General features: G+C 59.0%; 27 protein-coding genes. 11 read left to right on the top strand and 16 right to left on the bottom strand.

What is annotated here, in order from left to right; translation table 11 throughout:
- The first annotated feature begins 64 nt into the window (after window positions 1-64).
- Together yedE and yedF are read left to right on the top strand one after the other, a co-directional pair.
- Entirely contained in the window at window positions 65-1,279 is a 1,215-nt protein-coding gene (gene yedE, locus ACUTQW_RS12950; RefSeq protein WP_445654869.1) for a selenium metabolism membrane protein YedE/FdhT, read from the top strand.
- Entirely contained in the window at window positions 1,276-1,515 is a 240-nt protein-coding gene (gene yedF, locus ACUTQW_RS12955) for a sulfurtransferase-like selenium metabolism protein YedF (protein ID WP_004952879.1), read from the top strand. Before yedE ends, yedF begins: the two co-directional genes overlap by 4 nt.
- A gap of 8 nt (window positions 1,516-1,523) precedes the next feature.
- Here the strand turns inward: yedF and ACUTQW_RS12960 are convergent, their stop codons facing one another.
- Window positions 1,524-2,390, bottom strand: coding sequence for a helix-turn-helix transcriptional regulator (locus ACUTQW_RS12960; protein ID WP_004952881.1), 867 nt, complete (start codon window positions 2,388-2,390; stop codon window positions 1,524-1,526).
- Between the two features lie 121 nt (window positions 2,391-2,511).
- On the opposite strand from ACUTQW_RS12960, the gene ACUTQW_RS12965 reads away from it, so the two are divergent.
- The gene (locus ACUTQW_RS12965; RefSeq protein ID WP_006323273.1) at window positions 2,512-3,954 is read left to right on the top strand and encodes an MFS transporter; all 1,443 of its coding nucleotides are present in this window, start codon (window positions 2,512-2,514) and stop codon (window positions 3,952-3,954) included.
- A gap of 44 nt (window positions 3,955-3,998) precedes the next feature.
- Here the strand turns inward: ACUTQW_RS12965 and ACUTQW_RS12970 are convergent, their stop codons facing one another.
- On the bottom strand, window positions 3,999-5,012 hold the full coding sequence (locus ACUTQW_RS12970) for a luciferase-like monooxygenase (RefSeq protein WP_006323274.1): 1,014 nt from the start codon (window positions 5,010-5,012) through the stop codon (window positions 3,999-4,001).
- A gap of 224 nt (window positions 5,013-5,236) precedes the next feature.
- On the opposite strand from ACUTQW_RS12970, the gene ACUTQW_RS12975 reads away from it, so the two are divergent.
- From ACUTQW_RS12975 to ACUTQW_RS12985, 3 genes are read left to right on the top strand one after another with little or no spacing between them, the layout of a single operon-like run.
- Window positions 5,237-6,208: an HlyD family secretion protein gene (locus ACUTQW_RS12975; RefSeq protein WP_004952888.1), complete on the top strand. Its 972-nt coding sequence runs from the start codon at window positions 5,237-5,239 to the stop codon at window positions 6,206-6,208.
- Window positions 6,190-7,344 (top strand): ABC transporter permease, encoded by a 1,155-nt coding sequence (locus ACUTQW_RS12980; RefSeq protein ID WP_006323277.1) that lies wholly within the window; start codon window positions 6,190-6,192, stop codon window positions 7,342-7,344. The genes ACUTQW_RS12975 and ACUTQW_RS12980 overlap by 19 nt, the downstream gene beginning before the upstream one ends.
- Window positions 7,341-8,480, top strand: a complete 1,140-nt coding sequence (locus ACUTQW_RS12985) for an ABC transporter permease (protein ID WP_006323279.1) — start codon at window positions 7,341-7,343, stop codon at window positions 8,478-8,480. The genes ACUTQW_RS12980 and ACUTQW_RS12985 overlap by 4 nt, the downstream gene beginning before the upstream one ends.
- A gap of 15 nt (window positions 8,481-8,495) precedes the next feature.
- Here the strand turns inward: ACUTQW_RS12985 and ACUTQW_RS12990 are convergent, their stop codons facing one another.
- From ACUTQW_RS12990 to ubiU, 4 genes are all read right to left on the bottom strand, one after another.
- Window positions 8,496-9,131, bottom strand: a complete 636-nt coding sequence (locus tag ACUTQW_RS12990) for a CerR family C-terminal domain-containing protein (protein WP_006323280.1) — start codon at window positions 9,129-9,131, stop codon at window positions 8,496-8,498.
- A gap of 30 nt (window positions 9,132-9,161) precedes the next feature.
- On the bottom strand, window positions 9,162-10,418 hold the full coding sequence (locus ACUTQW_RS12995; protein ID WP_006323281.1) for a M24 family metallopeptidase: 1,257 nt from the start codon (window positions 10,416-10,418) through the stop codon (window positions 9,162-9,164).
- A gap of 1,056 nt (window positions 10,419-11,474) precedes the next feature.
- Window positions 11,475-12,353 (bottom strand): U32 family peptidase, encoded by an 879-nt coding sequence (locus ACUTQW_RS13000; protein WP_064798613.1) that lies wholly within the window; start codon window positions 12,351-12,353, stop codon window positions 11,475-11,477.
- A gap of 11 nt (window positions 12,354-12,364) precedes the next feature.
- Entirely contained in the window at window positions 12,365-13,360 is a 996-nt protein-coding gene (gene ubiU / locus ACUTQW_RS13005) for a ubiquinone anaerobic biosynthesis protein UbiU (RefSeq protein ID WP_064798614.1), read from the bottom strand.
- 227 nt (window positions 13,361-13,587) lie between these two features.
- Between ubiU and ubiT the strand changes: the two genes are divergently transcribed.
- Both ubiT and ACUTQW_RS13015 read left to right on the top strand, forming a co-directional pair.
- The gene (ubiT, locus tag ACUTQW_RS13010) at window positions 13,588-14,109 is read left to right on the top strand and encodes a ubiquinone anaerobic biosynthesis accessory factor UbiT (protein WP_004952907.1); all 522 of its coding nucleotides are present in this window, start codon (window positions 13,588-13,590) and stop codon (window positions 14,107-14,109) included.
- Window positions 14,103-14,606: a GNAT family N-acetyltransferase gene (locus ACUTQW_RS13015; protein WP_006323293.1), complete on the top strand. Its 504-nt coding sequence runs from the start codon at window positions 14,103-14,105 to the stop codon at window positions 14,604-14,606. The genes ubiT and ACUTQW_RS13015 overlap by 7 nt, the downstream gene beginning before the upstream one ends.
- Here the strand turns inward: ACUTQW_RS13015 and ACUTQW_RS13020 are convergent.
- On the bottom strand, window positions 14,593-14,895 hold the full coding sequence (locus tag ACUTQW_RS13020) for a GIY-YIG nuclease family protein (protein ID WP_006323294.1): 303 nt from the start codon (window positions 14,893-14,895) through the stop codon (window positions 14,593-14,595). The genes ACUTQW_RS13015 and ACUTQW_RS13020 overlap by 14 nt on opposite strands.
- Window positions 14,896-15,596: 701 nt before the next feature.
- Between ACUTQW_RS13020 and ACUTQW_RS13025 the strand changes: the two genes are divergently transcribed.
- The 3 genes from ACUTQW_RS13025 (at window position 15,597) to ACUTQW_RS13035 (ending at window position 17,051) form a co-directional block, all read left to right on the top strand.
- Window positions 15,597-15,755, top strand: a complete 159-nt coding sequence (locus ACUTQW_RS13025; RefSeq protein ID WP_020438333.1) for a hypothetical protein — start codon at window positions 15,597-15,599, stop codon at window positions 15,753-15,755.
- Window positions 15,756-15,927: 172 nt separating this feature from the next.
- Window positions 15,928-16,362, top strand: coding sequence for a YhbP family protein (locus ACUTQW_RS13030; RefSeq protein ID WP_006323296.1), 435 nt, complete (start codon window positions 15,928-15,930; stop codon window positions 16,360-16,362).
- Window positions 16,363-16,412: 50 nt separating this feature from the next.
- Entirely contained in the window at window positions 16,413-17,051 is a 639-nt protein-coding gene (locus ACUTQW_RS13035; RefSeq protein WP_006323297.1) for an NAD(P)H-binding protein, read from the top strand.
- Here ACUTQW_RS13035 and phnP read toward each other — a convergent pair.
- From phnP to phnH, 9 genes are read right to left on the bottom strand one after another with little or no spacing between them, the layout of a single operon-like run.
- The gene (gene phnP, locus ACUTQW_RS13040) at window positions 17,002-17,784 is read right to left on the bottom strand and encodes a phosphonate metabolism protein PhnP (protein ID WP_006323298.1); all 783 of its coding nucleotides are present in this window, start codon (window positions 17,782-17,784) and stop codon (window positions 17,002-17,004) included. The two genes, ACUTQW_RS13035 and phnP, sit on opposite strands and share 50 nt — an antisense overlap.
- 13 nt (window positions 17,785-17,797) lie before the next feature.
- Window positions 17,798-18,400 carry a DapH/DapD/GlmU-related protein gene (locus ACUTQW_RS13045; RefSeq protein ID WP_004952926.1) on the bottom strand — a complete coding sequence of 201 codons (603 nt, stop codon included), beginning with the start codon at window positions 18,398-18,400 and terminating at the stop codon, window positions 17,798-17,800.
- On the bottom strand, window positions 18,397-18,966 hold the full coding sequence (gene phnN, locus ACUTQW_RS13050) for a ribose 1,5-bisphosphokinase (RefSeq protein ID WP_004952929.1): 570 nt from the start codon (window positions 18,964-18,966) through the stop codon (window positions 18,397-18,399). Before phnN ends, ACUTQW_RS13045 begins: the two co-directional genes overlap by 4 nt.
- Entirely contained in the window at window positions 18,966-20,102 is a 1,137-nt protein-coding gene (gene phnM, locus ACUTQW_RS13055) for an alpha-D-ribose 1-methylphosphonate 5-triphosphate diphosphatase (RefSeq protein ID WP_445654870.1), read from the bottom strand. Before phnM ends, phnN begins: the two co-directional genes overlap by 1 nt.
- On the bottom strand, window positions 20,102-20,806 hold the full coding sequence (gene phnL / locus ACUTQW_RS13060; protein ID WP_004952934.1) for a phosphonate C-P lyase system protein PhnL: 705 nt from the start codon (window positions 20,804-20,806) through the stop codon (window positions 20,102-20,104). Before phnL ends, phnM begins: the two co-directional genes overlap by 1 nt.
- A gap of 15 nt (window positions 20,807-20,821) precedes the next feature.
- Window positions 20,822-21,610, bottom strand: coding sequence for a phosphonate C-P lyase system protein PhnK (phnK, locus tag ACUTQW_RS13065; protein ID WP_004952936.1), 789 nt, complete (start codon window positions 21,608-21,610; stop codon window positions 20,822-20,824).
- Window positions 21,610-22,470: an alpha-D-ribose 1-methylphosphonate 5-phosphate C-P-lyase PhnJ gene (locus ACUTQW_RS13070; RefSeq protein ID WP_004952938.1), complete on the bottom strand. Its 861-nt coding sequence runs from the start codon at window positions 22,468-22,470 to the stop codon at window positions 21,610-21,612. The genes phnK and ACUTQW_RS13070 overlap by 1 nt, the downstream gene beginning before the upstream one ends.
- A complete protein-coding gene (locus ACUTQW_RS13075) occupies window positions 22,463-23,548 on the bottom strand; it encodes a carbon-phosphorus lyase complex subunit PhnI (RefSeq protein ID WP_004952940.1) in 1,086 nt (361 codons plus the stop codon). Before ACUTQW_RS13075 ends, ACUTQW_RS13070 begins: the two co-directional genes overlap by 8 nt.
- Window positions 23,548-24,129, bottom strand: a complete 582-nt coding sequence (gene phnH / locus ACUTQW_RS13080) for a phosphonate C-P lyase system protein PhnH (RefSeq protein WP_006323304.1) — start codon at window positions 24,127-24,129, stop codon at window positions 23,548-23,550. Before phnH ends, ACUTQW_RS13075 begins: the two co-directional genes overlap by 1 nt.
- Window positions 24,130-24,132: the final 3 nt, after the last annotated feature.

Genomic DNA, 24,132 nt, shown 5'->3' on the forward strand with positions numbered 1-24,132 from the left:
GCGCGGTTAAATGGCGTATCCTTTATAAGGTTTTTTCTTATGGATACTACGCACAGGAGATGCCATGAGTTGGCAGCAATTTAAATCTCAATACCTGGTGCGCTTTTGGGCGCCACTGCCGGCGGTGATTGCCGCCGGGATACTCTCGACTTACTACTTCGGCATGACCGGCACCTTCTGGGCGGTAACCGGCGAATTTACCCGCTGGGGCGGCCATCTGTTGCAGGCGTTCGGTCTGCATCCTGAACAATGGGGTTACTTTAAGGTCATTGGCCTTGAGGGCACGCCGCTGCAACGCATCGATGGCCGGATGATCATCGGTATGTTCGCCGGCTGTATCGCCGCCGCGCTGTGGGCCAACAACATCAAGCTACGCCGGCCACAGCACCGTATCCGCATTGTGCAGGCACTGTTGGGCGGCATTATCGCCGGCTTTGGCGCACGGTTGGCGATGGGGTGTAACCTGGCGGCATTCTTTACCGGCATTCCGCAGTTCTCGCTGCACGCCTGGTTCTTCGCGCTGGCGATCGCAGCCGGTTCTTACTTTGGCGCCAAATTTACCCTGCTGCCGCTGTTTCGTATTCCGATAAAACTGCAAAAAGTGCAGGCTGCCGCGCCGCTGACGCAAAAGCCAGAGCAGGCGCGTCGTCGTTTCCGCCTGGGAATGGTGATTTTTTGCCTGTCGATCGCCTGGTCGCTATGGACGCTGTTTGATGCGCCTAAGCTGGGTATCGCCATGCTGTTCGGCATCGGTTTTGGCTTGTTGATTGAACGGGCGCAGATCTGCTTCACCTCGGCGTTCCGCGATCTGTGGATCACCGGCCGCACCCACATGGCGAAAGCGATCATTATCGGTATGGCGGTCAGCGCCATCGGTATTTTCAGTTACGTGCAGCTCGGCGTTGCGCCTAAAATCATGTGGGCCGGCCCCAATGCGGTAATTGGCGGGCTGTTGTTCGGCTTCGGCATCGTCCTGGCCGGCGGTTGCGAGACCGGCTGGATGTACCGCGCGGTGGAAGGGCAGGTGCATTATTGGTGGGTCGGGCTGGGCAATATCATCGGTGCCACGCTGCTGGCTTACTACTGGGACGATTTGGCCCCGGCGCTGGCTACCGACTACGACAAGGTCAACCTGCTGGACACCTTCGGGCCGTTCGGCGGCCTGCTGGTCACTTACCTGCTGCTGGCGCTGGCGTTTGCCGCGATGCTGTGGTGGGAGAAACGCTTTTTCCGCGCCAAACCCGACGCACAGGTGGTTAATTTAAGGAGAGTGTCATGAAACAGGCGGCGATAGTGCCGGATTACCGGCTGGACATGCTCGGCGAGCCTTGCCCCTACCCGGCGGTGGCGACGCTGGAAGCCATGCCGCAGCTGAAACCGGGAGAAATTCTGGAGGTGATCAGCGATTGCCCGCAGTCGATCAACAACATTCCGCTCGATGCGCGCAACCATGGTTACAAGGTGCTGGATATCCAGCAGGACGGTCCGACCATCCGCTACCTTATCCAACGCTGACACCAAGGTTACTCTGCGCCGCCGGTCAACTGATGCAGGCGGCGTTCACTCTGCTCATCTGCCGGTACGTACACCAGCATCCGGTCGCCGTTGCGCGGCGCCGACCACCAGTTATTCTGCCGCAGGCTCATCACCCCGACTAACGGATGGCGAAAGCGTTTGACGTTGTTGTCGATGCTGCGCACTTCATGCCTCTCCCAGAGGGTGCGGAAATCCTCAGAAACTGCCAGATAGCGCGCCAGTTGCGCCTCCCAGATCGGTTCGCCCAAATGCTCCGCCATCTGCGCGCGAAACAGCGCCACCATTTTCGGCATCACTTCATCCCAGTCCAACTGGCTGGCACGCCAGTGCTCGTGGGTGAACGCCAAATAGATACAGTTGCGATCTTCCGGCGGCAGTTCGGCCAGTTCGACGCCCATCAGCAGGCAATAGGCCCGGTTGAAACCCAGGATATCGAAGCGTGCGTTGGAAATGATTGCCGGCAGCGGGTCGAGCTGATCAAGGATTTTTTGCCCGTATGCCGACAACGGCTCACAGCCGTCGTTTTGCGTAGACGCCGGCAAGCTTTGTCCCGCCAGCCTGAACAGGTGGTGAGTTTCCGCTTCGTTGCATTGCAGTGCATTGGCGATCGCGGTCAGCGTTTTTGGCGAGGCTTGAATCGGCCGCCCCTGTTCCAGCCAGGTGTACCAGGTGATGCCTACATCGGCCAACTGGGCGACTTCTTCACGACGCAGGCCGGGCGTGCGGCGTTGACGCATACGCGCAAGCCCCAACCGGTTGGGATCCAGGCTCTCGCGGCGCGTGCGCAGAAAAGCGCCCAACAGCTTGCGGTTATCGGCGTGAACGCCAGAGGTAGTGCGGGTAGTTACGGGCATGAATAATTTACTCCTGCAACAAGACCGGTAGTTTTTATACCATGATAATCAAGAACTGGTACCCGTTTGCTTTAAAGGTGATGCTAATCACATTCCTGGGTTAACACAATGGATGAGAAGCATGAACGCACCATCAACGGCGGCCAAGCTGGGCCGCGCGGGGTTAATTATTTTATTGGCGGGGCAGTTGCTGCCGATGATCGATTTTTCCATCGTGAATGTCGGGCTGGATGCGATAGCGCAGTCGCTGGGAGCCAGCCCGGCGCAGTTGGAACTGATTGTGGCGGTCTACGGCGTGGCGTTCGCCGTCTGTCTGGCGATGGGCGGCCGCTTGGGGGATAACCTGGGGCGGCGCACCCTGTTCCTGTGGGGCGTGCGGATATTTGCCGTGGCTTCATTGATGTGCGGGTTGGCGAACTCCGTCTGGCTGTTATTGGTGGCTCGCGTGTTGCAGGGGGTTGGCGCGGCGTTTATCGTGCCGCAAATCCTGGCCACCATTCATGTGTGCCTGCGGGGCCGCGAACATACCAAGGCGCTGGGGATGTACGGGGCTATCGGTGGGCTGGCGTTTATCGTCGGCCAGGTACTGGGCGGGTTGCTGATCACCCTTGATATTGCCGGCAGCGGCTGGCGCAGCGTATTCCTGATTAATATTCCGGTATGCCTGTTGGTGCTGGCCTGCGCCCACCGCTGGGTGCCGAATACCCGTGGGGAGAAGCGGGTGAATGTCGATCTCCCCGGCACGCTGTTGCTTGGATTGACCATCGCCTGCCTGCTGTTCCCGCTGGCATTGGGGCCGGTATGGCACTGGCCGTGGCCTTGCCTGGTGCTGCTGGCGGCCAGCATCCCGCTGTTGTGGTTACTGTGGCGGGTCGAGCGGCGGCAGGAGCAACGGCGTAATTTCCCGTTGTTGCCGCCGGCGCTGCTGCGCTTGCCGAGCGTGCGCTTCGGGCTGGTGATCGCCATCCTGTTCTTCTCCTGCTGGAGCGGCTTTATGTTTGTGATGGCGCTGACGCTGCAATCCGGCGCGGGGCTGAGCTCATTCCAGTCAGGCAATGCGTTTATCGCGCTCGGGGCGGCCTATTTTCTTTCATCGTTGCTGAGCAGCACGGTGGTGGAGCACTTCGGCAAGGTGTGGACGCTGATGTTTGGCTGCCTGATCCAGATGGTGGGTCTGTTGGCGCTGATGCTGACATTGAAACTGGTCTGGCCGCATCCGGGGCTGTGGAATTTGATCCCGGCGACGGTGTTGATTGGCTTCGGGCAGGCGTTTATCGTCAGCAGTTTCTTTCGCATCGGCCTGTCTGACGTACCGACAGAGCACGCCGGTTCCGGCAGTGCCATGCTGGCTACGGTGCAACAGACGGCGTTGGGGCTGGGGCCGATCCTGCTGGGCACGCTGCTGGTGCAGATGCTGCATTTGGCGCCCGGTAATTACCTGAATGCGGTGCTGGTGGCGATTGCGGCCGAATTTTGCCTGATGCTGGTGTTGCTGAGCCGCACGCTGCTGTTTCTGCGTGCCGATCACCGCCGGCAGGCGCAGGAAGCGATAAAACAGGCCTGACGGCCCGGTTAAAAGTGGGGGAAGCCATTTCCCCCACTTTTCATTTAGCCTTTCACCACATCGCCTTTCACTCCGGCGACAATCTCAAACGAATGCAGCCGCGCCTGATGATCAAAGATCTGGCCGTTGACCATGATTTCATCCGCGCCGGTTTCACGCAGCAGCGCCTGCAACCCGTGGAGAACGGTGCTTTCATTACCGACTATCGACATGCGCAGCGCCTGATCGACACCGTATTGCTCCCCGGCGCTCCACAGCGCGTGGATATTGTCCACCGGCGCCGGCAGCGGGCCCGGTGAACCGCGGCGCAGGTTAATGAATTGCTGTTGCATCGAGGTGAACAGCCGGCGGGCCTCTTCGTCGCTGTCGGCGGCCACCACGTTGACGCACACCATGGCATGCGGCTGCGCGCATTGTTCGGAAGGTTTGAAGTTCTCGCGGTACAGCTTCAGCGCCTGGAACAACATTTCCGGCGCAAAGTGGGAAGCGAAGGCGAACGGCAGACCAAGCTGTGCCGCCAGCTGAGCGCTGTACAGGCTCGAGCCCAGCAGCCAGATCGGCACATGCAAGCCCTGGCCCGGCACGGCCTGCACCGGTTGGCCTGGCTGCGCGTCGCAGAAATAATGCTGCAGTTCCTGCACGTCACGCGGGAAGTTATCCACTTCGCCGGACAGGTGGCGGCGCAGCGCCATCATGGTGCGCTGATCGGTACCGGGCGCGCGGCCAAGGCCCAGATCGATACGCCCCGGATACAACGATTCCAGCGTGCCAAACTGCTCGGCGATCACCAGCGGCGCATGGTTAGGCAGCATCACGCCGCCGGAGCCGAGGCGAATGCTCTGGGTGCCGGCGGCCAGAAAGCCCAACAGCACAGAGGTGGCCGCACTGCCGATACCGGTCATATTGTGATGTTCCGCCAACCAATAGCGCTGATAACCCCATTTTTCGGCATGTTGTGCTAAATCTAAAGAGGCGTGAAACGCATCGCGCGGTTTGGCCCCTTGCGGAATGGGGGATAAGTCCAGTACCGAAAGCGGTACCACGGTTTTTTCAGTCATGACATCGTCCATCAGAGGAGTGATCGCTTAAAGGGCGATTGCAGGAGTCTGCAAACTACAAAGTCGAATGTGCTTTAGCGTTAAAAGCATAATCCAATTTAAGGTTATAAAAGAGGATATATGTGCTTGTGATATCCTTATGAGAAAAATGGTCTTTTTAGAGCCTATTAAAATATGGACGTGATGATCCCCACCTGCCGCTTACCGTTCCGGGAGCCTGAATAATGAAAAAAAAGACGCTGTTTACCCTGTTATTGATGGTGGTGGCGATCGCTCTGGCGATATTGTTCCGCGCGCATAATCAGGATCTGCTGTTGCAGGGTGAGGTGGATGCGCCGGAAGTGATTGTGGCCTCCAAAGCCAAGGGGCGAGTGATCGAGCGCCTGGTGGAGCGTGGCGATGACGTAAAGGGCGGGCAGGCGATGATTCAGCTCGACAGCCCGGAATTGATGGCGCAGTTGCGGTCCGCACAGGCGACGCGCGATGAGGCCAAAGCGCAGCTTGAGCAGTCGCTGCATGGCACGCGTGAAGAGAGCATCCGCAATCTGCGCGCCAGCCTGGCGCAGGCCGAGGCGGAATACCGCAATGCGCAGAATGATTACAATCGCAACCTGAGTATCGCCGGCAAAGGATATATCTCGAAGTCCGAACTGGACAGCTCGCGCCGTTCGCGCGATACCGCTTTCCAACAGGTGCAGGCCGCCAAGGCCAATCTGGACGAAGGCGTCAACGGCGACCGTATCGAACTGCGGCAGCAATACGCCGCGGCGCTGCGGGCGGCGGAAGAGAACCTGCTGGAAGTGAAAGCCCAAACCGACGATCTGCGGGTTTTAGCGCCGGTGGACGGCGAAGTGGGGCCGATCCCGGCGGAAGTGGGTGAACTGCTGAATGCCGGTAGCCCGCTGGTGACGCTGATCCGCGTACCGGATGCCTACTTCGTGTTTAACCTGCGCGAAGACATTCTGGCTCACGTACGCAAAGGCGATAAGATCCAAATGCGGGTGCCGGCGCTGCAGAACAAAATGATTGAGGCGGAGGTGCGCTACATCGCGCCGCTGGGCGATTACGCCACCAAACGCGCCACCCGCGCCACCGGTGACTTCGATCTGAAAACCTTTGAAGTGCGCCTGTATCCGTCACAGCCGGTGGACGGTCTGCGTCCGGGGATGAGCAGCCTATGGCTATGGAAAGAGTAAAGGCCGGTTGGCGCTGCTTCAGCCACGCGTTTGACAACGAGTGCCGCATCGCCTTTCGCAGCCCGGTGGTGCACTGGCTAAGTTGGATCTTCCCGCTGATGCTGTTTGGCCTGATCAGCAGCAACTTCTCGGAGGGCACCTTGCTCGATTTGCCGGTATCGGTGGTGGACAGCGATCACAGCTCTCTGTCCAAATCGCTGACCCGCAAGCTGGATGCTGGCTCCCATGCCCACGTCGAGGCCTACGATGGCGGGCTGGATGAATCGCTGCACCGCCTGCGCAGCGCGCAGGATTATGCGCTGCTTTACATCCCGCCGGATTTCGAGGCCAACGCGCTGGCGGGCAAGCAGCCGAGCGTGGTGATGTATTACAACGCGCTGTTTTACGGCGCCGGGCTGTATTCCACTCAGGATTTCAGCGGCCTGATGACTGAAATCAACGCCAGTACCCGCAGCATCATCGCCGGCGAGATGGGCAAAACGCTGCCGCCGCTGGCGGACGTCACGCTGTCGTACGGCAGTTTGTTCAACGCCAGCGGCAGCTATATTTACTATCAGCAGTTCGCGGCCACCATTCACCTGCTGCAGCTGTTTGTGGTGACCTGCATGATTTACGTGCTGGCGCGCAGCAAGTCGCTGTTGAAGGCCAGGCCGTTCAGCCTGGCGCTGCTCGGCAAACTGGCGCCTTACACCCTGTGTTTCACCAGCCTGCTGATGGTGGAGATCGCGGCGCTGGTGGGGATTTTTGACGCTCGCGTCAGCGGCAATCCCTTGTTTATGCTGATGATCGCCTTTTTCTACGTGATGGCGGCGCAGAGCGTCGGCCTGCTGCTGTTTACCTTTACCGGCAGCACTATCACTGCCTACAGCCTGATCGGCATCCTGGTGAGTATCGCGTTGACCTTCTCGGGCATGGCGGTGCCGGAGCTGTCGATGCCGCTGCCGGCGCGGATTATCTCCAATATCGAGCCGCTGACCCATGCGCTGTATGCCATGTTCGACGTGTTCCTGCGGCAGGTGCCGGCCAGTGCCATCTTCAGCGTCTGTGCGCTGCTGGCGGTCTATCCGCTGGTTACCGCGTTGCTGGTGCGTAACCGCCTGTTGCAGCGGTTGTTGAAGGAAGGGGGCGCGGGATGAAGATCTATTGGCAAACCTTTGTCCGGGTGCTGCTTGGCATGCTGGAACGACCGATGTGGCTGATGCTGCTCCTGTCGTTGTGCATCATGAGCATGGTGTATGCCAACCGCACGGTGTGGGATCTGCCGGTCGGCGTGGTCGATCAGGACCACAGCACCGCCAGCCGCCAGTTGATCCGCCAACTGGACGCCACCTCGAAAATCGCGATCCAGACCTACGACAGCCAGGAGCAGGCCCAGCGAGACCTTGGCTGGCGCAAGCTGTTTGCGGTGATCATCATGCCGGTGGATCTGGAGAAGAAGATCCTGAGCGGGCAGAATATCGTGGTGCCGGTGTACGGCGACGCGACCAACCGCTTGGCCAACGGCCAGATCCAGCAGGACGTAGTGGCGGCTTATCAACAACTGTTGAGCCAGTACAACAACGGGCTGCTGCTGCGCAGCGGTTTCAGCGAACGGCAGGCGCAGGTGATCCTGACGCCGATCGTGGGGCAGACGCTGGACGTGTTCAACCCCGGCATCAGCTTTGCGGCAATCATCTTCCCCGGCCTGCTGGTCATGCTGTTGCAGCACTCGTTGTTGATCGCCTGCATACGCGTCAGCATCGCCATGAAGAGTACGCCGGGCGGTAAAGCACCGTTGGCGGCGCATCTGGGCGGGCTGACGGCGCTGCTGCCGATCTGGTTATTCCTGTCGATCGTGCTGTTTGTGCTGTGGCCGTGGGTGCTGGGTTACCGCCAGACGGCGGGCATCCCGGAAATTCTGCTGCTGACCTTCCCGTTCCTGCTGGCGGTGCTGGGGTTGGGCAAGCTGGTGACCGAGTGCCTGCGCAGCGTCGAGATGATCTACCTGACGCTGGCGTTTATCACCACGCCGATATTCTACCTCTCCGGCACCATCTGGCCGCTGCAGGCGATGCCGGGCTGGGTGCGAACCATTTCCTATTGCATCCCCTCCACCTGGGCCACCAAGGCGATAGCCGGGGTTAACCAGATGGGGCTGTCGCTTAACGAAGTGTGGGGCGATGTGGTGATGCTGTTGGTCCTGGGGATTATTTATACCTTGCTGGGTGTAGGCGTGGGCTTTCTGCGCAACAGCGTGGCGCTGCGCAGCCTGTTTCGCAAGCGGAGTGCATAGCCTATGCCGCCGTATCTAGTGTTGTGCGGCGGCGACCGACATAACGCCTACCAGTTCTGCAATCTGCGCCACCTGTTGCGGCCGCAATGCATTTTCGCCAAGTCGACGCAGCAGGGCCTCCCGCGCCACGGAGAAGGCTAACGCCTGGCCGAGGATGGCGTGAGCGCACAGAATATTTTCCCGCAGGGCCGGGTCTTGACCGCGGATCGCCGCGACTAACTCGCTAACGGCCTGATGCAGCGGCAAGAACAGGCGCGAATACAAGGCATCGAACTCAGCGCTGGGCTGGAGTTGTTCGCGCGCTAATAGCAGACTGCTGGCTGTAGAGGTTTCAGACCCCAGCAAGGCACGGACGAAATCCTGCATCAGCGCTTGCAAAGCTGCTGCCGGCGAGGGTGAGTCGCTCAAAAGACGAGGCAATGCCAGGTGTTCAACGATGCCGTTGGCAACGTGTTCAAGTACCGCTAAATACACACCTTCTTTGCCGCCAAAATGGTACGGAATGGCGGACTGATTCACGCCCGCTTCGTCGGCCAGCTGCCGGGTGCGTACGCCTTCCAGCCCCTGTTTGCTGAACAGGCTCAATCCAGCCCGAATAAGCCGCTCCTGGGTTTCGCGGGCTCGTTCACTGAGCCTGTCCTGATCTTGCATGGATTCATCATCTCCTGATAATAGGTTCGCCTAGCCGTCTGCCAGCATCAACCGCGTAGAGTTTTCATTAAGCGCCACACCGCCCGAGTCCCCGACCAATACCGTTCCGCCGATATTGGCCATGTGCCGACCGAAGGCGCAATTAGGCTCGAAGGCGAAGCACATGCCCGCCTGCAGCGGAAGATCGCGCCCTACGGTCGGCAACCGTTTGAGCTGCGCGTAGCGAGCCGCTTCGGGCAAGGATTCTATGCCAGGTGCCGTACCGAAGCCTACTGGGCCGTAAGGGTTGATGCTATGGACCAAGGGATGCACATGCCAGCCCCCGGAGGCCAATAACGGCTGCTCCATGGCATCGACTACATCGCCGAAGGTATTGCCCGTGCGTAGCGTTTGCAACCCTGCTTCATAGCTCGCCCTGGCCACCTCGGCGGCGCGCAAGATCTCCGGGTGCACTTCGCCGATGGCGACAGCGGCCTGGTGCTGTGTTTCCATCATACCGTACAGCGCGAAGATCTCCGACAGCACGAGATCGCCTTCCTGCAACACCCGTGGCGCCTGTGCGCGGTATTGCCAGGCCGGTGGCCCCCAGCCGACGTATTCGGGTCCGGAACCCAGCAATAGCTCGGCGGTGTAACCGCCCATCGAAAAGCAGGTTGCGGTCACCGCCGCCACCAGATCCGCTTCGGAAGCGCCAGGCCGTGCCGTGGCTCGTAGAGCCTCACACATCGTTTCGCCGATGTGCGCGGCATAGCGTACCAAAGCGAGTTCTTCTTCACTTTTTACCGACGCACGCCGGAAGAATTCACGGTATACCGGTACCCAGGTTGCCGTCGGGAGGGCGTCTGCCAGCCCTTGAAAGGTGCGAGCGGGCATGGCGCCGTCAAAGTAGAACGGCGGATAGGGCTCTAGCCCGATAATGCCGATGCGTGTTCCCTCCAACCGGCGGCTGGCCAGCCAGGCCCCGACGTCGGAGCCTGTTTTGCCGACAAACAGCTGCTCCGCGTCGATCCACTGCAAGTCACCGCGTAATGATGCCTGAAGATGATCGGCCACCATCAGTGAGGCGAAAGTGTAAACCCGCGGGGGTTCATCGCCGATAAATACGACGATAGAGCCGGGGCGGTCGTTGGTGAAATAACAATCCGGTGCGAAACCGGCAGGTGCGGCGGCCTCTCGATCGCCATACACGATCAGGGCTGCCAGGTCCTCCGTCCGAATAATGTCGCGCGCCAGTTGCCAGCGGCGGTCACGTTCGGTGTGGGATAACGATTTTGGCGGTATCAACATGGTGTGACTCCTTGTTGCGTGTCAGGGAAGCTTGAAATTAATTCATTCAAATGAATTAATCAATGCTTAAATTCTGAACGCAGCGATGAGGTTCCAGATTCTGCGGTGGCAGAGCATTAACGGCCTGTTGGGTTGCGGCGTGGGAGTTGTGAGCAGAATCTTCCGCAAACGGCGGAACAATGAATCAATAAAGGCGCCGGACCCGAGGTCTTTATTATTTTAATTATTATTGTTTCTTTTTAATTAAATAATTAAAATCTACAATTAACGTTTTTGATTAATATTGATTAAATTTGACTTTGTTTATTGTTGCTGATAATTATTGTTTATTGATTGTGTGGTGGTTTGCAGTTATTCAACCTTCGGTCAATGTTAATTAAACATATTAAATCATTTGTTAAATGGAAAAATATTATGTCAACAATAAGGGAATTGACGTTAGACGAGATGAAGTTGATTGGCGGTTGCGGGGATGGAAATAACGGCGGTGACCGTGACAGAACCGACCCAGTGCGCCTGACACCTGCGCAAACAAAACAGGTGCCTACATGATTATCGGGGCGTTTACGGGTATGCCTGGCGGCCCGCCTGGGATGCTTGGTATGGCTTTCGCTGGCGCCTTAACCGGGATTGTTGGTTGTGATAGAAATAGTCAGTCAAAGAATAACGGTGATAATAAAGGGGCATTGGATGGCAATAGAAACGCTAATAGCGTAAATGGTCAGTGCCGCTGGTAATTACTCATTTATATTACTTTTAAAGTTTTAAGAATAGGTGCTGACTATGGGGCCAGGTAAGCTCGCCAAGTCTTTTGCTACTTTTATCGGGCTGATGATAACCATGCAGTTGCTTTATCACCCGTTATTACTCGCTGGTTCTCCAAGAGAACACTTAGCGAATGCGGCTATTGCTGTTTTTGTGGGGTTGGGCGTCAGAAGTTTTTGCCTGATGTGCGTGAGTTTTTACCATTGGTACAATGGAAAGTAATGCGATTTAACGAGAAGCAATAAGATGCCGGCAGCAGAAAAGTTGTCGGCATCCCTTTGATTTATCCCACTACTGTACCAGCTCCAACCCCGCAACCCGGCGCCAGTAGCCGTTGCAGTCGGCTTTATCGGCCAAAACCAGCGGTTGCGCGCCCTGTTCGTTAGCGCGGAAGTTATCGATCAGCGCCAGCGTTTCTGCGCTCTGCGGCGAAAGGCGCACGATATCCACCAGCCCTTGCATGCTTGGCAACTCATTGCCGAGGTTATAGCAGTAGCCGCTCATCGTCTGAATGCCGTTGAGCACAAACACCTGCTGTTCCTCCTGCGAACGCATCATCCGCCCTTGCGGGTAGCGGATGCAGCAGGTTTCGCATTCGTCCTTGCCACGGTTCTCCGAGCGAGCGGTGAAGCAGCGTGCCGAATAGGCCAGCGGCAGGTGGCCATAGCTCAAGACTTCCACTTCGAACTGATGGCGGAAACCCAGCTCGTCGCATTGCGCCAGCAGATTGGCCAGCCAGTCGCGCGAAAGCTCAACCGGCATGCACCAGCGAACCATCCCCTGGCGGTGCAGCAGGCGTAGGGTGTAGGCGTTGTAGCAGTTGAGTGCATGCCCGGCGACGAACGGCAGGCCGCGCTCCGCCGCCATGTTCACCGTGCCCAGATCGTTGGCTTCAATCAGAAACTCGCCGTTCTCCACATAGCGTTTCAGTTCGTTCAGCTCCGACGGCGCTTGCAACAGCGCCAGGGTGGAAATCACCACCTGCTTGCCGCTGCGGGCGATCTCCTGCGCCAGCGTCAGCCAGTCGCCCACCTTCATTTCGCGCCGCTTGGTGCAGACGCTCTCGCCGAGGTAAATAATCTCCGCGCTGCTGTTCACCGCCTGCCGGTAGAACTTCTCAATCTCGGTTTTCGGCCAGTAGTACAGCACCGAGCCTAATGCGTATTTCATGGTCTCTCCTGCTACTGCCATTTGCGGTGATAGGCGCCGAGCGTAGTCTGCGTGCCTTCGGACATCGCGCCGAGGGCCTCCATCCAGCCTGCGTCTGCCCGGTAGGTGGCCGGGTCGGCTTGGCAGCGGTCTATCGCCTGGCGCCAGATGTGCGCCACCTGGCTGACATAGGCCGGGCTGCGCTGGCGCCCTTCAATCTTCACCGAAGCGATATTGGCGGCCAGCAACTCCGGCAACAGCTCCAGCGTGTTCAGGCTGGTGGGTTCTTCCAGCGCGTGATAGCGCACGCCGTCCACCCGATAACGTCCTTTGCACAGCGTCGGATAGCTGGCGTTTTCATCGTCCCGATAACGGTCGATCAGCACGTCGTTCAGGCGCGATTCCATGCCCTGTGCGGTTTTCTGCCAGCGCACGTAGCGCGCCGGGGAGCAGGCGCCGACGGTATTCGGCGATTCACCGGTCAGGTAGGAAGAGAGATAACAGCGCCCTTCGGCCATGATACACAGGCTACCGAAAGCGAACACCTCCAGCGGCACCGGGCTGGTGCGCGCCAACTGTTTGACTTGATGTATCGACAGCACGCGCGGCAGCACGACCCGGCTGACGTCGAAATGGCGCTGATAAAAGCGGATCGCCTCTTCGTTGGTGGCGGAAGCCTGCACAGAGACATGGCGTTCCAGTTGCGGATAACGTTCGGCAGCGTATTCCAGCATCGCCAAATCGGCCAGGATCAGCACGTCCGCACCCAGTTGCGCCGCCATATCCACCGCCCGTTGCCAGCGGCCATAGCCGTCCGGGTGGGCGAAGGTGTTGATGGCAATATGCAGTTTGCGGCGGTGCCGGTGCACGTAATCGACCGCTTCCTGCAGCTTTTTCTCGGTGAAGTTGAGGCCGGCAAAGTGGCGCGCGTTGGTATCGTCTTTCAGGCCGATGTACACGGCGTCTGCGCCGTTATCCACCGCGGCTTTCAGGGCCGGAAGGTTACCGGCGGGACAAAGCAGCTCCATAGATTTATCCTGGTTAACAAGGGCTGTCGGCGGCGGTATTCAACCGGCAAGCGCCCATCGGGGAAGCAATTTTAGTGAAAGCGCGGCGAACAGGTTTTGATTTGAGGCAGCTTCTGGCGTATTGATAAAGCTGGCGGCCAAATGCACTATTTGTTGATATAGACCGCTTCAGGTGCGCGCCGATGTGGCAAAATAGCGCTAGTCTGTGTTGAAAGGAGTGAACGACAGTGTTGGAACAACTACGAGCACGCATTGTGCGCCAAGGGCCGTCGCTGCTGCGCGTACCGCTAAAATTCACGCCGTTTGCTTTGCAGCGGCAGCTTCTGGAACAGGTGCTGGGCTGGCAATTCCGCCAGGCGCTGGCGGATGGCGATTTGGCTTTTCTCGAATCGCGCTGGTTGAAGATCGAAGTTCGCGATCTGGCGCTACACTGGTTTATGACGGTAGAAAACGACAAACTGGTTGTCAGCCACCACGCCGAAGCTGATGTCAGCTTCAGCGGCGACGCCAACGATCTGATTCTGATCGCAGCGCGTAAGCAAGATCCCGATACGCTGTTCTTTCAGCGTCGGCTGCAGATTGAAGGGGACACCGAATTGGGCCTGTATGTAAAAAATCTGATGGACGCCATCGAGCTGGAAGCCATGCCTGCGCCGTTGCGCATTGGCCTGCTGCAACTGGCTGAATTTGTGGAAGCAGGATTGCAGGAGGGCACGGTGCAGACTTCCCGTGTGCCGGTAGCATGCTGATCCGCGTAGAAATTCCGGTAGACGCGGCGGGGATCGATGCCTTGCTGCGCCGCGCCTTTGGGCGAGATGACGAGGCCGATCTGGTGCAGCAACTGCGCGAAGACGGCCTGCTGACCCTGGGCATTGTCGCCACCGACGACGAAGGCGGCGTGGTGGGGTATGCCGCGTTCAGCCCGGTTGATGTCGCCGGAGAAGACCGGCAGTGGGTCGGTCTGGCGCCGCTGGCGGTGGATGAAAGCTTGCGTCGCCAGGGGCTGGGTGAAAAGCTGATTTACGAAGGGCTGGATTCCCTGAACGAGTTCAGTTACGCCGCCGTGGTGGTGCTGGGCGATCCGGCTTACTACGGCCGTTTCGGCTTTAAACCGGCCGCTGCCTATGGCTTGCATTGCCGCTGGCCGGGTGCCGAAGCCGCGTTCCAGGTTTATCCGCTGGCGGAAGACGCGCTGAACGACGTGAGCGGGGCGGTGGAATATTCCGAGCCGTTTAACCGGCTTTAACCTCAGCGCTCGGCAGTAAATAATCCAATGAGGGCGGCGGGTGACTTACCAATCGCTCTTTTTGTATTTTGCTCAGCTGCTTTACCCGATATTCCAGCCTCAGCGCCGTCGAGCGATCCCCCACCCGGCAGTGAAACGCCAGAGTCAGCTCCCCCTTTCCCCGTAACGCCTTGGCGCCTTTGCCCGCCTGATGCTGTGCCAGCCGCCGCGTTACGTCGGTGGTGATGCCCGTATACAGCATGCCGTTCGGCAAACGCAGCATATAGAGGTGCCAGGTTGGAATGTCCATCATTGGGTCCCCGTTGAGAGTTGAGCGTTACTATAGGCAACGTCAGGCTGCCGCTGAACCCTTTTTTTTCGACATGTTTTAACTTGTTGATTTTAAACATGCAGAATGGGCAGGCTGAAAAAAGCCTTTTGGGGGGAATCGTGATGTTACTCTTCAATAATCAGCTGATTAGCGCTAATCTTCAACGGTTCACTGCCGTACAGGCAGCTTAGAAAGCTGGGCATGGCTGCAGAAATGGAGTCGATGTGTTCACTGCCGTAAAGGCCGTTTCAAAACCGATGGAAATATAATTGCATTTTGCTATTTTTCATTAAGTTGAACGTATTTATACTGTGGCTTGAAAAGATCAAGGTTACGACAGACAATGCATTAAATTCCATGGCTATTTATTAATTAGCAAGATTATTAAGCCGAATATAAACCAAAATAAACTTGGCAGTCTTTTTTGGTGGCATTGTTATTTAAAATAAACCTGAAAATAAGGTAAGATAAGGTTTATTTTTTATGTGTGCGATTTGTTTTTAATTTGCTGATTTTTATGGTAATTAATGAAAATTAAGATGTGTTTTTTTAATTGAAGTTATTAAAATTCATTAATTTAATGATGTTTTTATTGAGGATTAAATCACCAGGTAATAAATTGATTTCACTCTCAGGGCATGAGAGCAAGTTAATTAATCACTCAATTAAATGGAGTTACTATGAAATACTTTCTGATGGGCGCTTTGCTGTTAGCCGCTAACGGCTCTGCTTTCGCTGTTGAGCTGTCTAAGTTTGACCGTGTAGAACATAAAGAAAATATAATTTGTTGGCCGAACGGTGAATGTATCGATATTGATGATCCAGGTAACCACCCATAATAATATAATGCGTTAGCTTGTGCCTCACTCGGCAGCATCCTGAGGTTGTCGGGTCATACACAATTTCAAAGCCATCAACTTGATACGCGAGTTGATGGCTTTGTTGTTTTTGTCGACGCTGCAGCCCTTCCATAATCGATATAAGATAGCGCCACTGAAGGGGAGAAGTGATGTGAACAATCTTGAACAGCAGCAGCTTATTACTCATTTTATCGGCAAGCAGCATGTGCTGACGCTGTGCGCCGGCAACGGCCTGGACATGTGGTGCGCCAACTGTTTTTACGTGTTTGACGCCGAGCAGATGGCGTTGTGGCTGATGACCGAAACCCACACCCGCCACGGCGAGCTGATGCTGCAAAATGCCCGTGTGGTGGGCACTATTGCGCCAAAGCCAAAGACCATCGCGCTGATCCGCGGCGTGCAGTACCGCGCCGAGGCGGTGATGCTGAGCGGCGATGAAGAGGCGCTGGCGCGCGCCCGTTACTGCAAGCGGTTCCCGGTTGCCAAAATGATGAAAGCGCCGGTGTGGCAGCTGAATTTGCAGGAAGTGAAGATGACCGACAACACCCTTGGATTTGGTAAGAAACTGCATTGGACGCGGGCCTGAACGCAACACACTATACTTTTTCAGAGTCATCAATCGGCATGGGGAAGCGCATGGCACGGGTATTAATCGTAGGGGCCACCGGGCTGGTGGGCAGCGAGCTGTTGCAACAGTTGCAAGACGATCCGCAGGTGACGGCGATTGTGGCGCCGACGCGCCAACCGCTGCCCGCAAACGAAAAAACAGATAACCCGGTGGGCGAGGATCTGCTCGCGTTGCTGAGTGGCCTGCAGCAACCCATCGATATTATTTTCTGCTGCCTGGGCACTACCCGTAAAGCGGCTGGCAGCGATGCCAATTTCCGCTATGTCGATTATCAGTTAGTCGTCGAAAGCGCGCTGACCGGGCGGCGGTTGGGGGCGCAGCATTGTCTGGTCGTCAGCGCCGTGGGGGCTAACCCGCGTTCGTCATTCCTCTACAACCGTACCAAAGGCGAAATGGAACAGGCGTTGCGTGAGCAGAACTGGCCACGCCTGACGCTGGTGCGTCCGTCGATGCTGTTGGGCAACCGCCCGTCGCCGCGTTTACTGGAGCGGCTCACCGCGCCGCTGTTCAAACTGCTACCGGGCAAGTGGCGCTCGGTTGCCGCCAAAGACGTGGCGCAGACCCTGCTGGAGCAGGCGTTCAGCCCCGGCAGCGGCGTTACGGTGCTGGAGTCCGACCAACTGCATCGCTATGGCAATGTACACTGAGATTATCGAAAGCCAGTTCCATGCCCGGCGGCAGTTCGTTGTCCATCAGCCATAAATCGAGATGATGGCTGATATGCGTCAGTAGCGTGCGGCCGGGCTGCAAATGTTGTTGTGTCTCCTGAGCGCGGGTCAGATCGTTATGATTGCGCGGCGCCTGGGGTTGTGGCGGCAAGCTGCAGTCGAGCACCAGCAGATCCAGCGTTATATTGCGCAGGAAAGCCTCGGTGTCCGGCGGCAGGCCGACGGTATCGGTCAGATAGGCCAGCGCGTAGCCTTCTGCCTGGACCAGATAACCCAACGTCGGTTTGGAATGTTGCAACGGCAGCGGGGTGATATGCAGCCCACCCAGTTCAACCCTTTCGAAGGGGGTTAACGGCGGTTGAAACGCCAGAATACCGGGGTGTTTAAACAGATCGTCGCAGCCTTGTTCATCCGCCGGGCCGTACACCGGAATGAAATTTCCGCACCCCCAGCGCAAAGGAAATAACCCCTGAACGTGATCCATGTGGTAATGTGTCAGTAAAAAACGTTGAATTTCCCCCGCCGAAAAGCGCCGTTCCAGCGACGGCAATCCCGCATCCAGCAAGGTCGTTTCCCCCTGAAATTTGAGCATCGCACTGCATGGCCGCCGCCGGAATGCCGGTTCGCGCCGCGCCCGCTGGCACACCAGGCAATCGCAACCGAAAACCGGGATCTGCTGGGCACCGCCGGTGCCGAGAAACGTCAATTGCATACATCCTCCCCGCTTAAAGATACTTCTCCGCAAAGGCGTTGATATCGCGGAAATCCGCCAATCGTTCCTGCAATGTCTGATGATCCCAGTGCCACCACTGGCTGCGTTCGATGCGTTCAATCAAGGCATCGTCAAAGCGCATGCCGATCTTTTTAGCCGCTACCCCGGCGACGATCGCATAAGGCTCGACGTTTTTGGTCACCACAGCCGCGCTGCCGATCACCGCGCCGTTGCCGACGCTCACGCCGGGCATCAGGATGGCGTTATGGCCGATCCACACGTCGTGGCCGACGGTGACGTGGTGCTCGCGCCGCCAGTCGAAGAAAGCCTCGTCATCTTCCCCCAGACCGTACTCGGAAGCGCGGTAGGTGAAGTGGTGCTGGGCGATGCGCTGGTAGGTTGGGTGGTTGCCGGGATTGATGCGTGCGTAAGAGGCGATCGACACGAACTTGCCGAGGGTGGCGTAAAAAATCTGGTTGTGCCCGGCGGTATAAGAATAGTCGCCCATTTCCACCTCTTCGAGGATCGCATCGTCGGCCAAATGTACGTACTGGCCGAGCCGGGTGCGGTTAAGGATCACGTTGTCGCCGATTCTCGGTTGTGCAAAGTCGTTCATTGCGTGGCGTCCTGGGGGTATTTGGTTGAAGCCGGTAACAGCGCCAGCAGCGCCGTCAGGGTGTCTTGCAGGTCGCCATCGTTCGCCAGCAGGCGGCAACCGGCGGGCAGCCTTTGCTGGTACTCCGCCGCCCGCGCCAGCCGTTGTTCGATTTGCGCGGCGTCTTCACGCCCACGGTTTTGCAGGCGTTGGCGCAGCACTTCGGTGCTGACCTGCAGGCAGACCGGCAACAGCTGCGCACCGTAGCGCTGCTGCGCCTGCGGCAGATGGGCGCGCGAACCGTTGACCACCACGTCGATCCCCTGCAACAGCCAAAGATCCACTTCGATCCCAAACGCGTAATGCTGCTGGTGCGCCTGCCAGTCGAGAGCGAACAGTCCCTTGGCACGGCGGCGCAGAAACTCAGGTTCGCTGAGCGCAATATGGTTTTCGCAGCCGGCATCCGCCGGCCGGGTGATATAACGGTGCGCCACCAGCGGCGCACTGTCGGCATCGGCCCTAAGCTGCGCAAGCAGGCTGTCTTTGCCGGAGCCGGAAGGCCCCATCAAGTAGATAAGCTGCGCCATCAGAACACCTGCTTGCCCTGGCGCCAGACGTTCTGCACGTAGATGTGCTCGCCGTGCGGCCGCGCCAACACCAGATCCGCCCGCAGCCCCTCGGCGATGGCGCCGCGATCGTGCAGATCCAGCGCTTTCGCCGGGTTGCTGGTGATCATCTGCACCGCCTGCGGCAGGCCGTAGCCGTTACGTTCGTCGGCCGCGATGCGGAATGCCGCATCCAGCAGGCTGGCCGGGTAATAGTCGGAAGACAGAATATCCAACACCCCCAGCGCTGCCAGATGGTGCGCTGCCACGTTGCCGGAATGGGAGCCGCCGCGCACGATGTTCGGTGCGCCCATCAGGACCTGCAACCCCTGCCGGTGCGAGGCGCGGGCGGCGTCCTCGGTGGTTGGGAACTCGGCAATCGCGCTGCCCAGCGCGCAGGACTCGGCCACGTGTTCGGCGGTGGCGTCGTCGTGGCTGGCGAGGGAAATTTTGCGCGCCCGGCAGTGGGCGGCGATCGCCTCGCGGTTCGGCGTGGCCCAGCGGGCGGAAAGCCCGATCTGCTGCTCTTCGTACTCGCTCATCTGTTGGTCATTGAGATGATATTTGCCCTGATAATACTCACGGTATTTTTCACGCGAGGCGAACTGGCGCTGGCCCGGCGAATGGTCCATCAGCGACACCAGCGATACCCCCGGTTTGTCCATCAACTGCTCGAACAGCGACAGGGTGCTCTCGTTCGGCAGTTCGCAACGCAGGTGCAGCCGATGCTCGGCGCGGTTGACCCCGGCGCGCTGGCTGTGGATCACCGCGTCGATCATTTTTTGCAGGTTCTCCAGCCGGTGGCCGCCGTCGCGCACGTCGCCGATCGCCACTGCGTCCAGCACCGTGGTGATGCCGTTGGCGACCATCAGCGCATCATGGCTGCTCATTGCCGAATACGCCGGCCAGTCGACGTTGGGCCGCGGGGTGAAAAACTTGTCCAGATTGTCGGTGTGCAACTCAATCAGCCCCGGCAGCAGCCAGCCGCCTTCACCGTTCAGCGCCTGCGGCAGTTGGCTCGGCGTATCGGCGAAGCTGCGGATCACGCCGTCGTTAATCTCCAGCGAACCCTCGACAATCTGGTCTGCCAGCACCAGTTTCACGTTATTGATGATCATCAGAAGATCTCCAGCGCCTGGGGCGCTTGCATGTCGTATAACCGGTCGGCGACCTGTTGGCGAACGCCTTCGTCATGGAAAATGCCGACGATCGCTGCGCCGCGCTGCTTGGCCTGTTCTATCAGGCCGACCACCGCCGCGCTGTTGCGGCTGTCGAGTGAGGCGGTCGGTTCGTCCAGCAGCAAAATCGGGTAATCGACAATAAAGCCGCGCGCGATATTCACCCGCTGCTGTTCACCGCCGGAGAAGGTCGAGGGTGCCAACTGCCACAGGCGCTGCGGCACGTTGAGCTGGTTGAGCAGCGTCTCGGCGCGCTCGCGGCATTCGGCACGGTCGACGCCCTGTTCCAACAGCGGTTGCATCACCACGTCCAGCGCGCTGATGCGCGGGATCACCCGCAGAAACTGGCTGACCCAGCCGAGGGTGTGGCGGCGGACCGCCAGGATCTGGCGCGCTTCGGCCTGCACCATGTCCAGCCATTCGCCCTGATGATTGACCCAAATATGGCCGCTGTCGGGCAGGTAGTTGGCGTACAGCGAGCGCAGCAGGGTGGATTTACCGCTGCCGGAGTGGCCATGCAGCACCACGCATTCGCCGCTGCTGACCGTCATGTTGGCGTCATGCAGCACCGGCAGGCGCGTGCCGTGCTGCTGGTGGAGCACGAAGGTTTTGCTGAGGTGTTCAACCCGGATTTGAATCGTCATTGTTATCCCCTAGTGTTACGACAGCACCGAAGAAACCAGCAGCTGGGTATAAGGATGGTGCGGATCGTCCAGCACCCGGTCGGTCAGGCCGCTTTCCACCACCTGGCCCTCTTTCATCACCAGCAGCCGGTGCGCCAGCAGGCGCGCCACGCCCAGATCGTGGGTGACGATCACCGCCGCCAACTGCATTTCCACCACCAGATTGCGCAGCAGATCGAGCAACCGTGCCTGCACCGAGACGTCCAGCCCGCCGGTCGGCTCGTCCATGAACACCAGCTTCGGGTGGGTCACCAGGTTGCGGGCGATTTGCAGCCGCTGCTGCATGCCGCCGGAGAAGGTGGTCGGCAGATCGTCAAGGCGCGACACCGGGATCTCCACGTCCTCCAGCCACTGGGCAGCCTGCCGGCGGATGTCGCCGTAGTGACGCTGGCCGATGGCCATCAGCCGTTCGCCGATGTTGCCGCCGGCGGATACTTTGGGCCGCAGCCCGTCGAGCGGGTGCTGATGCACTACGCCCCAGTCGGTGCGCAGCAGGCGGCGGCGATCGCTCTCCGCCATCGCGTACAGGTCGTGCTGTTGCCCGGCCTGCGGGCGATAGAGGATCTGCCCGTGCTGCGGCGCCAGCCGTGCGGAGATGGATTTCAGCAGCGTGGTTTTACCGGAGCCGGATTCGCCGACGATGCCCAGCACTTCACCGGGGTAGATATCGAAAGAGACGTCGCTAAAACCTTTACCCGGCGCGTACAAATGGGTGAGGTTGGCCACCGACAACAGCGGCGTGGTGCTCAGGGGTTGGGAAATCATCAGTGCTGCGCCTCTTGCGAAGGTTGCGCCAGCTGCTGCCGGCAGTAGTCGGTGTCTGAGCAAACGAACATGCGGTTGCCCTGGTCGTCGAGCACCACCTCATCCAGATAGCTGTGGCGCGAGCCGCACAGCGCGCAGGGTTCATCCCACTTTTGCACGCTGAACGGATGGTCGTCGAAGTCCAGGCTTTCCACCTTGGTGAACGGCGGCAGGGCGTAGATGCGCTTCTCGCGCCCGGCGCCGAACAGTTGCAGCGCCGGCATCATGTGCATTTTCGGGTTGTCGAATTTCGGGATCGGCGAAGGGTCCATCACGTAACGATCGTTGACCTTCACCGGATAGGCGTAGGTGGTGGCGATATGGCCGTAGCGCGCAATGTCCTCGTACAACTTCACCTGCATCACGCCGTACTCTTCCAGCGCGTGCATTTTGCGGGTCTCGGTTTCGCGCGGTTCGATAAAGCGCAGCGGCTCCGGGATCGGCACCTGATAAATCAGGATCTGGTCTTCGTGCAGCGCGGTTTCCGGAATGCGGTGCCGGGTCTGGATCAGCGTGGCTTCCGGCGTGCGTTCGGTGGTGGCTACCCCGGCAACGCGCTGGAAGAAGCGGCGAATAGACACCGCGTTGGTGGTGTCGTCGGCGCCCTGGTCGATCACCTTCAGCACGTCGGCGCGGCCAATCACGCTGGCGGTCAGCTGAATGCCGCCGGTGCCCCAACCGTAAGGCATCGGCATCTCGCGGCCGCCGAACGGCACCTGATAGCCGGGGATCGCCACGGCCTTGAGGATGGCGCGACGGATCATGCGTTTGGTTTGCTCGTCGAGATAGCCAAGGTTATAGCCGGTCAATACTTCACTCATTGCGGGCCTCCTGACGCTCGCTGAACTCCTGCCGCAGGCGCTTGAGCAGCTCCAGCTCGGCCTGGAAGTCAACGTAGTGCGGCAGTTTGAGGTGGGAAACGAAGCCGGCGGCTTCGACGTTGTCGGCATGGGCCAGCACGAACTCTTCATCTTGCGCCGGGCTGGCGACGCCTTCCTGGTACTCGGGGCTTTGCAGTGCGCGGTCCACCAGCGCCATGCTCATCGCTTTACGCTCGGCGCGGCCAAACACCAGGCCATAACCGCGGGTGAAGTGCGGCGGCCGGTCTTCCGGGTCGACAAAGCCGTTGACCATTTCACATTCGGTCAGCAGAATTTCGCCGATATCTACCGCGAAACCCAGCTCTTCAGGCACGATCTCCAGCGAAACGTAGCCAGTACGGATCTCACCGGCGAACGGGTGGGTACGGCCGTAGCCGCGTTGGGTGGAGTAGCTCAGCGCCAGCAGGAAACCTTCGTCACCGCGCACCAGCTGTTGCAGCCGCGCCGAGCGTGAACAAGGGTAAACCGGTGGGTTGCGGGTGATGTCGTCCGGCACGCTGCCGTCGTCCAGTTCCGCCAGTGCCAACTGTTCTTGGCTGAGCAAATCAAACACGTGGGCGCAATTTTCCGGCAGCGGTTCGTCGGCCTGCGGCGCGCGCGGTGCTTCACCTTCCGCCAGCAGGGCAAAATCCAGCAGCCGGTGGGTGTAATCGTAGGTTGGGCCCAGCACCTGCCCGCCGGGCAAGTCCTTGTAAACCGCCGAGATACGGCGTTCCAGCCGCATGTTTTCGGTCGCCAGCGGTTCGCTGACCGCCAGACGCGGCAAGGTGGTGCGGTAGGCGCGCAGCAGGAAAATCGCCTCGACCAGATCGCCGCTCGCCTGCTTGATGGCCAGCGCGGCCAGTTCGGGATCGTAAATGCCGCCTTCGGTCATCACCCGATCCACCGCCAGCCCCAGTTGTTGTTCAATCTGCCGGATGCCGAGCGCCGGCACGCCGTCGTCGCCGCGCCGCAGCTGTTCCTGTAACTGATGGGCGGCCTCAATGGCTTTTTCGCCCCCTTTAACGGCTACGTACATCAGCACACCTCCACGCGGGTGGTCCGCGGCAGCGCCAGCAGGCGATCGCCGCAGGTCAGCAAAATATCCAGCCCCAGCGGAAAGCGCAGCGGGCGGTTAATGAGAAAATCCAGCAGCGCCGGCGGCAACTGCGGTGAGACCTTGCGTTGGCGCTCAATGCCGGGGCCGGTGAGGCGCAGCGGGGTGCCTTGTTCCAGCCCATTGAGCTGCACGATGACCGTAGCGCCGAATTCCGGCGAGATTTCACTGCCGTGCGGCAGCGCCAGTAAATCGGCGGTCTGCAGCTGTGCGTCGAACAGCGCAAAAAAGACTTCTTCAGGCTGCACCGCCAATGGCGCACCGCTGTGGAAGCGTATGTTTGTTAGCACTTGCTCACTTTTAAAGGCTTCACACAGCTGGATCGGGGTTTCCTGATCCGCCAGCGTCAGTAACGCGGCGGTGCTGGCCGCGTTCAGTGCGCCCCAGGCCGGGCCGCCTTGCAGTGTGACGGTATGGCCGGGTTCGCTTAACGCCTTGAGAATCAGGCGGAAAGCGTGCTGCGATTGTTCTATCGGCTGTTCAAATCCGGTTAACAGGCTCATCGG

The sequence above is a fragment of the Serratia sp. TSA_7 genome, from assembly GCF_052692135.1.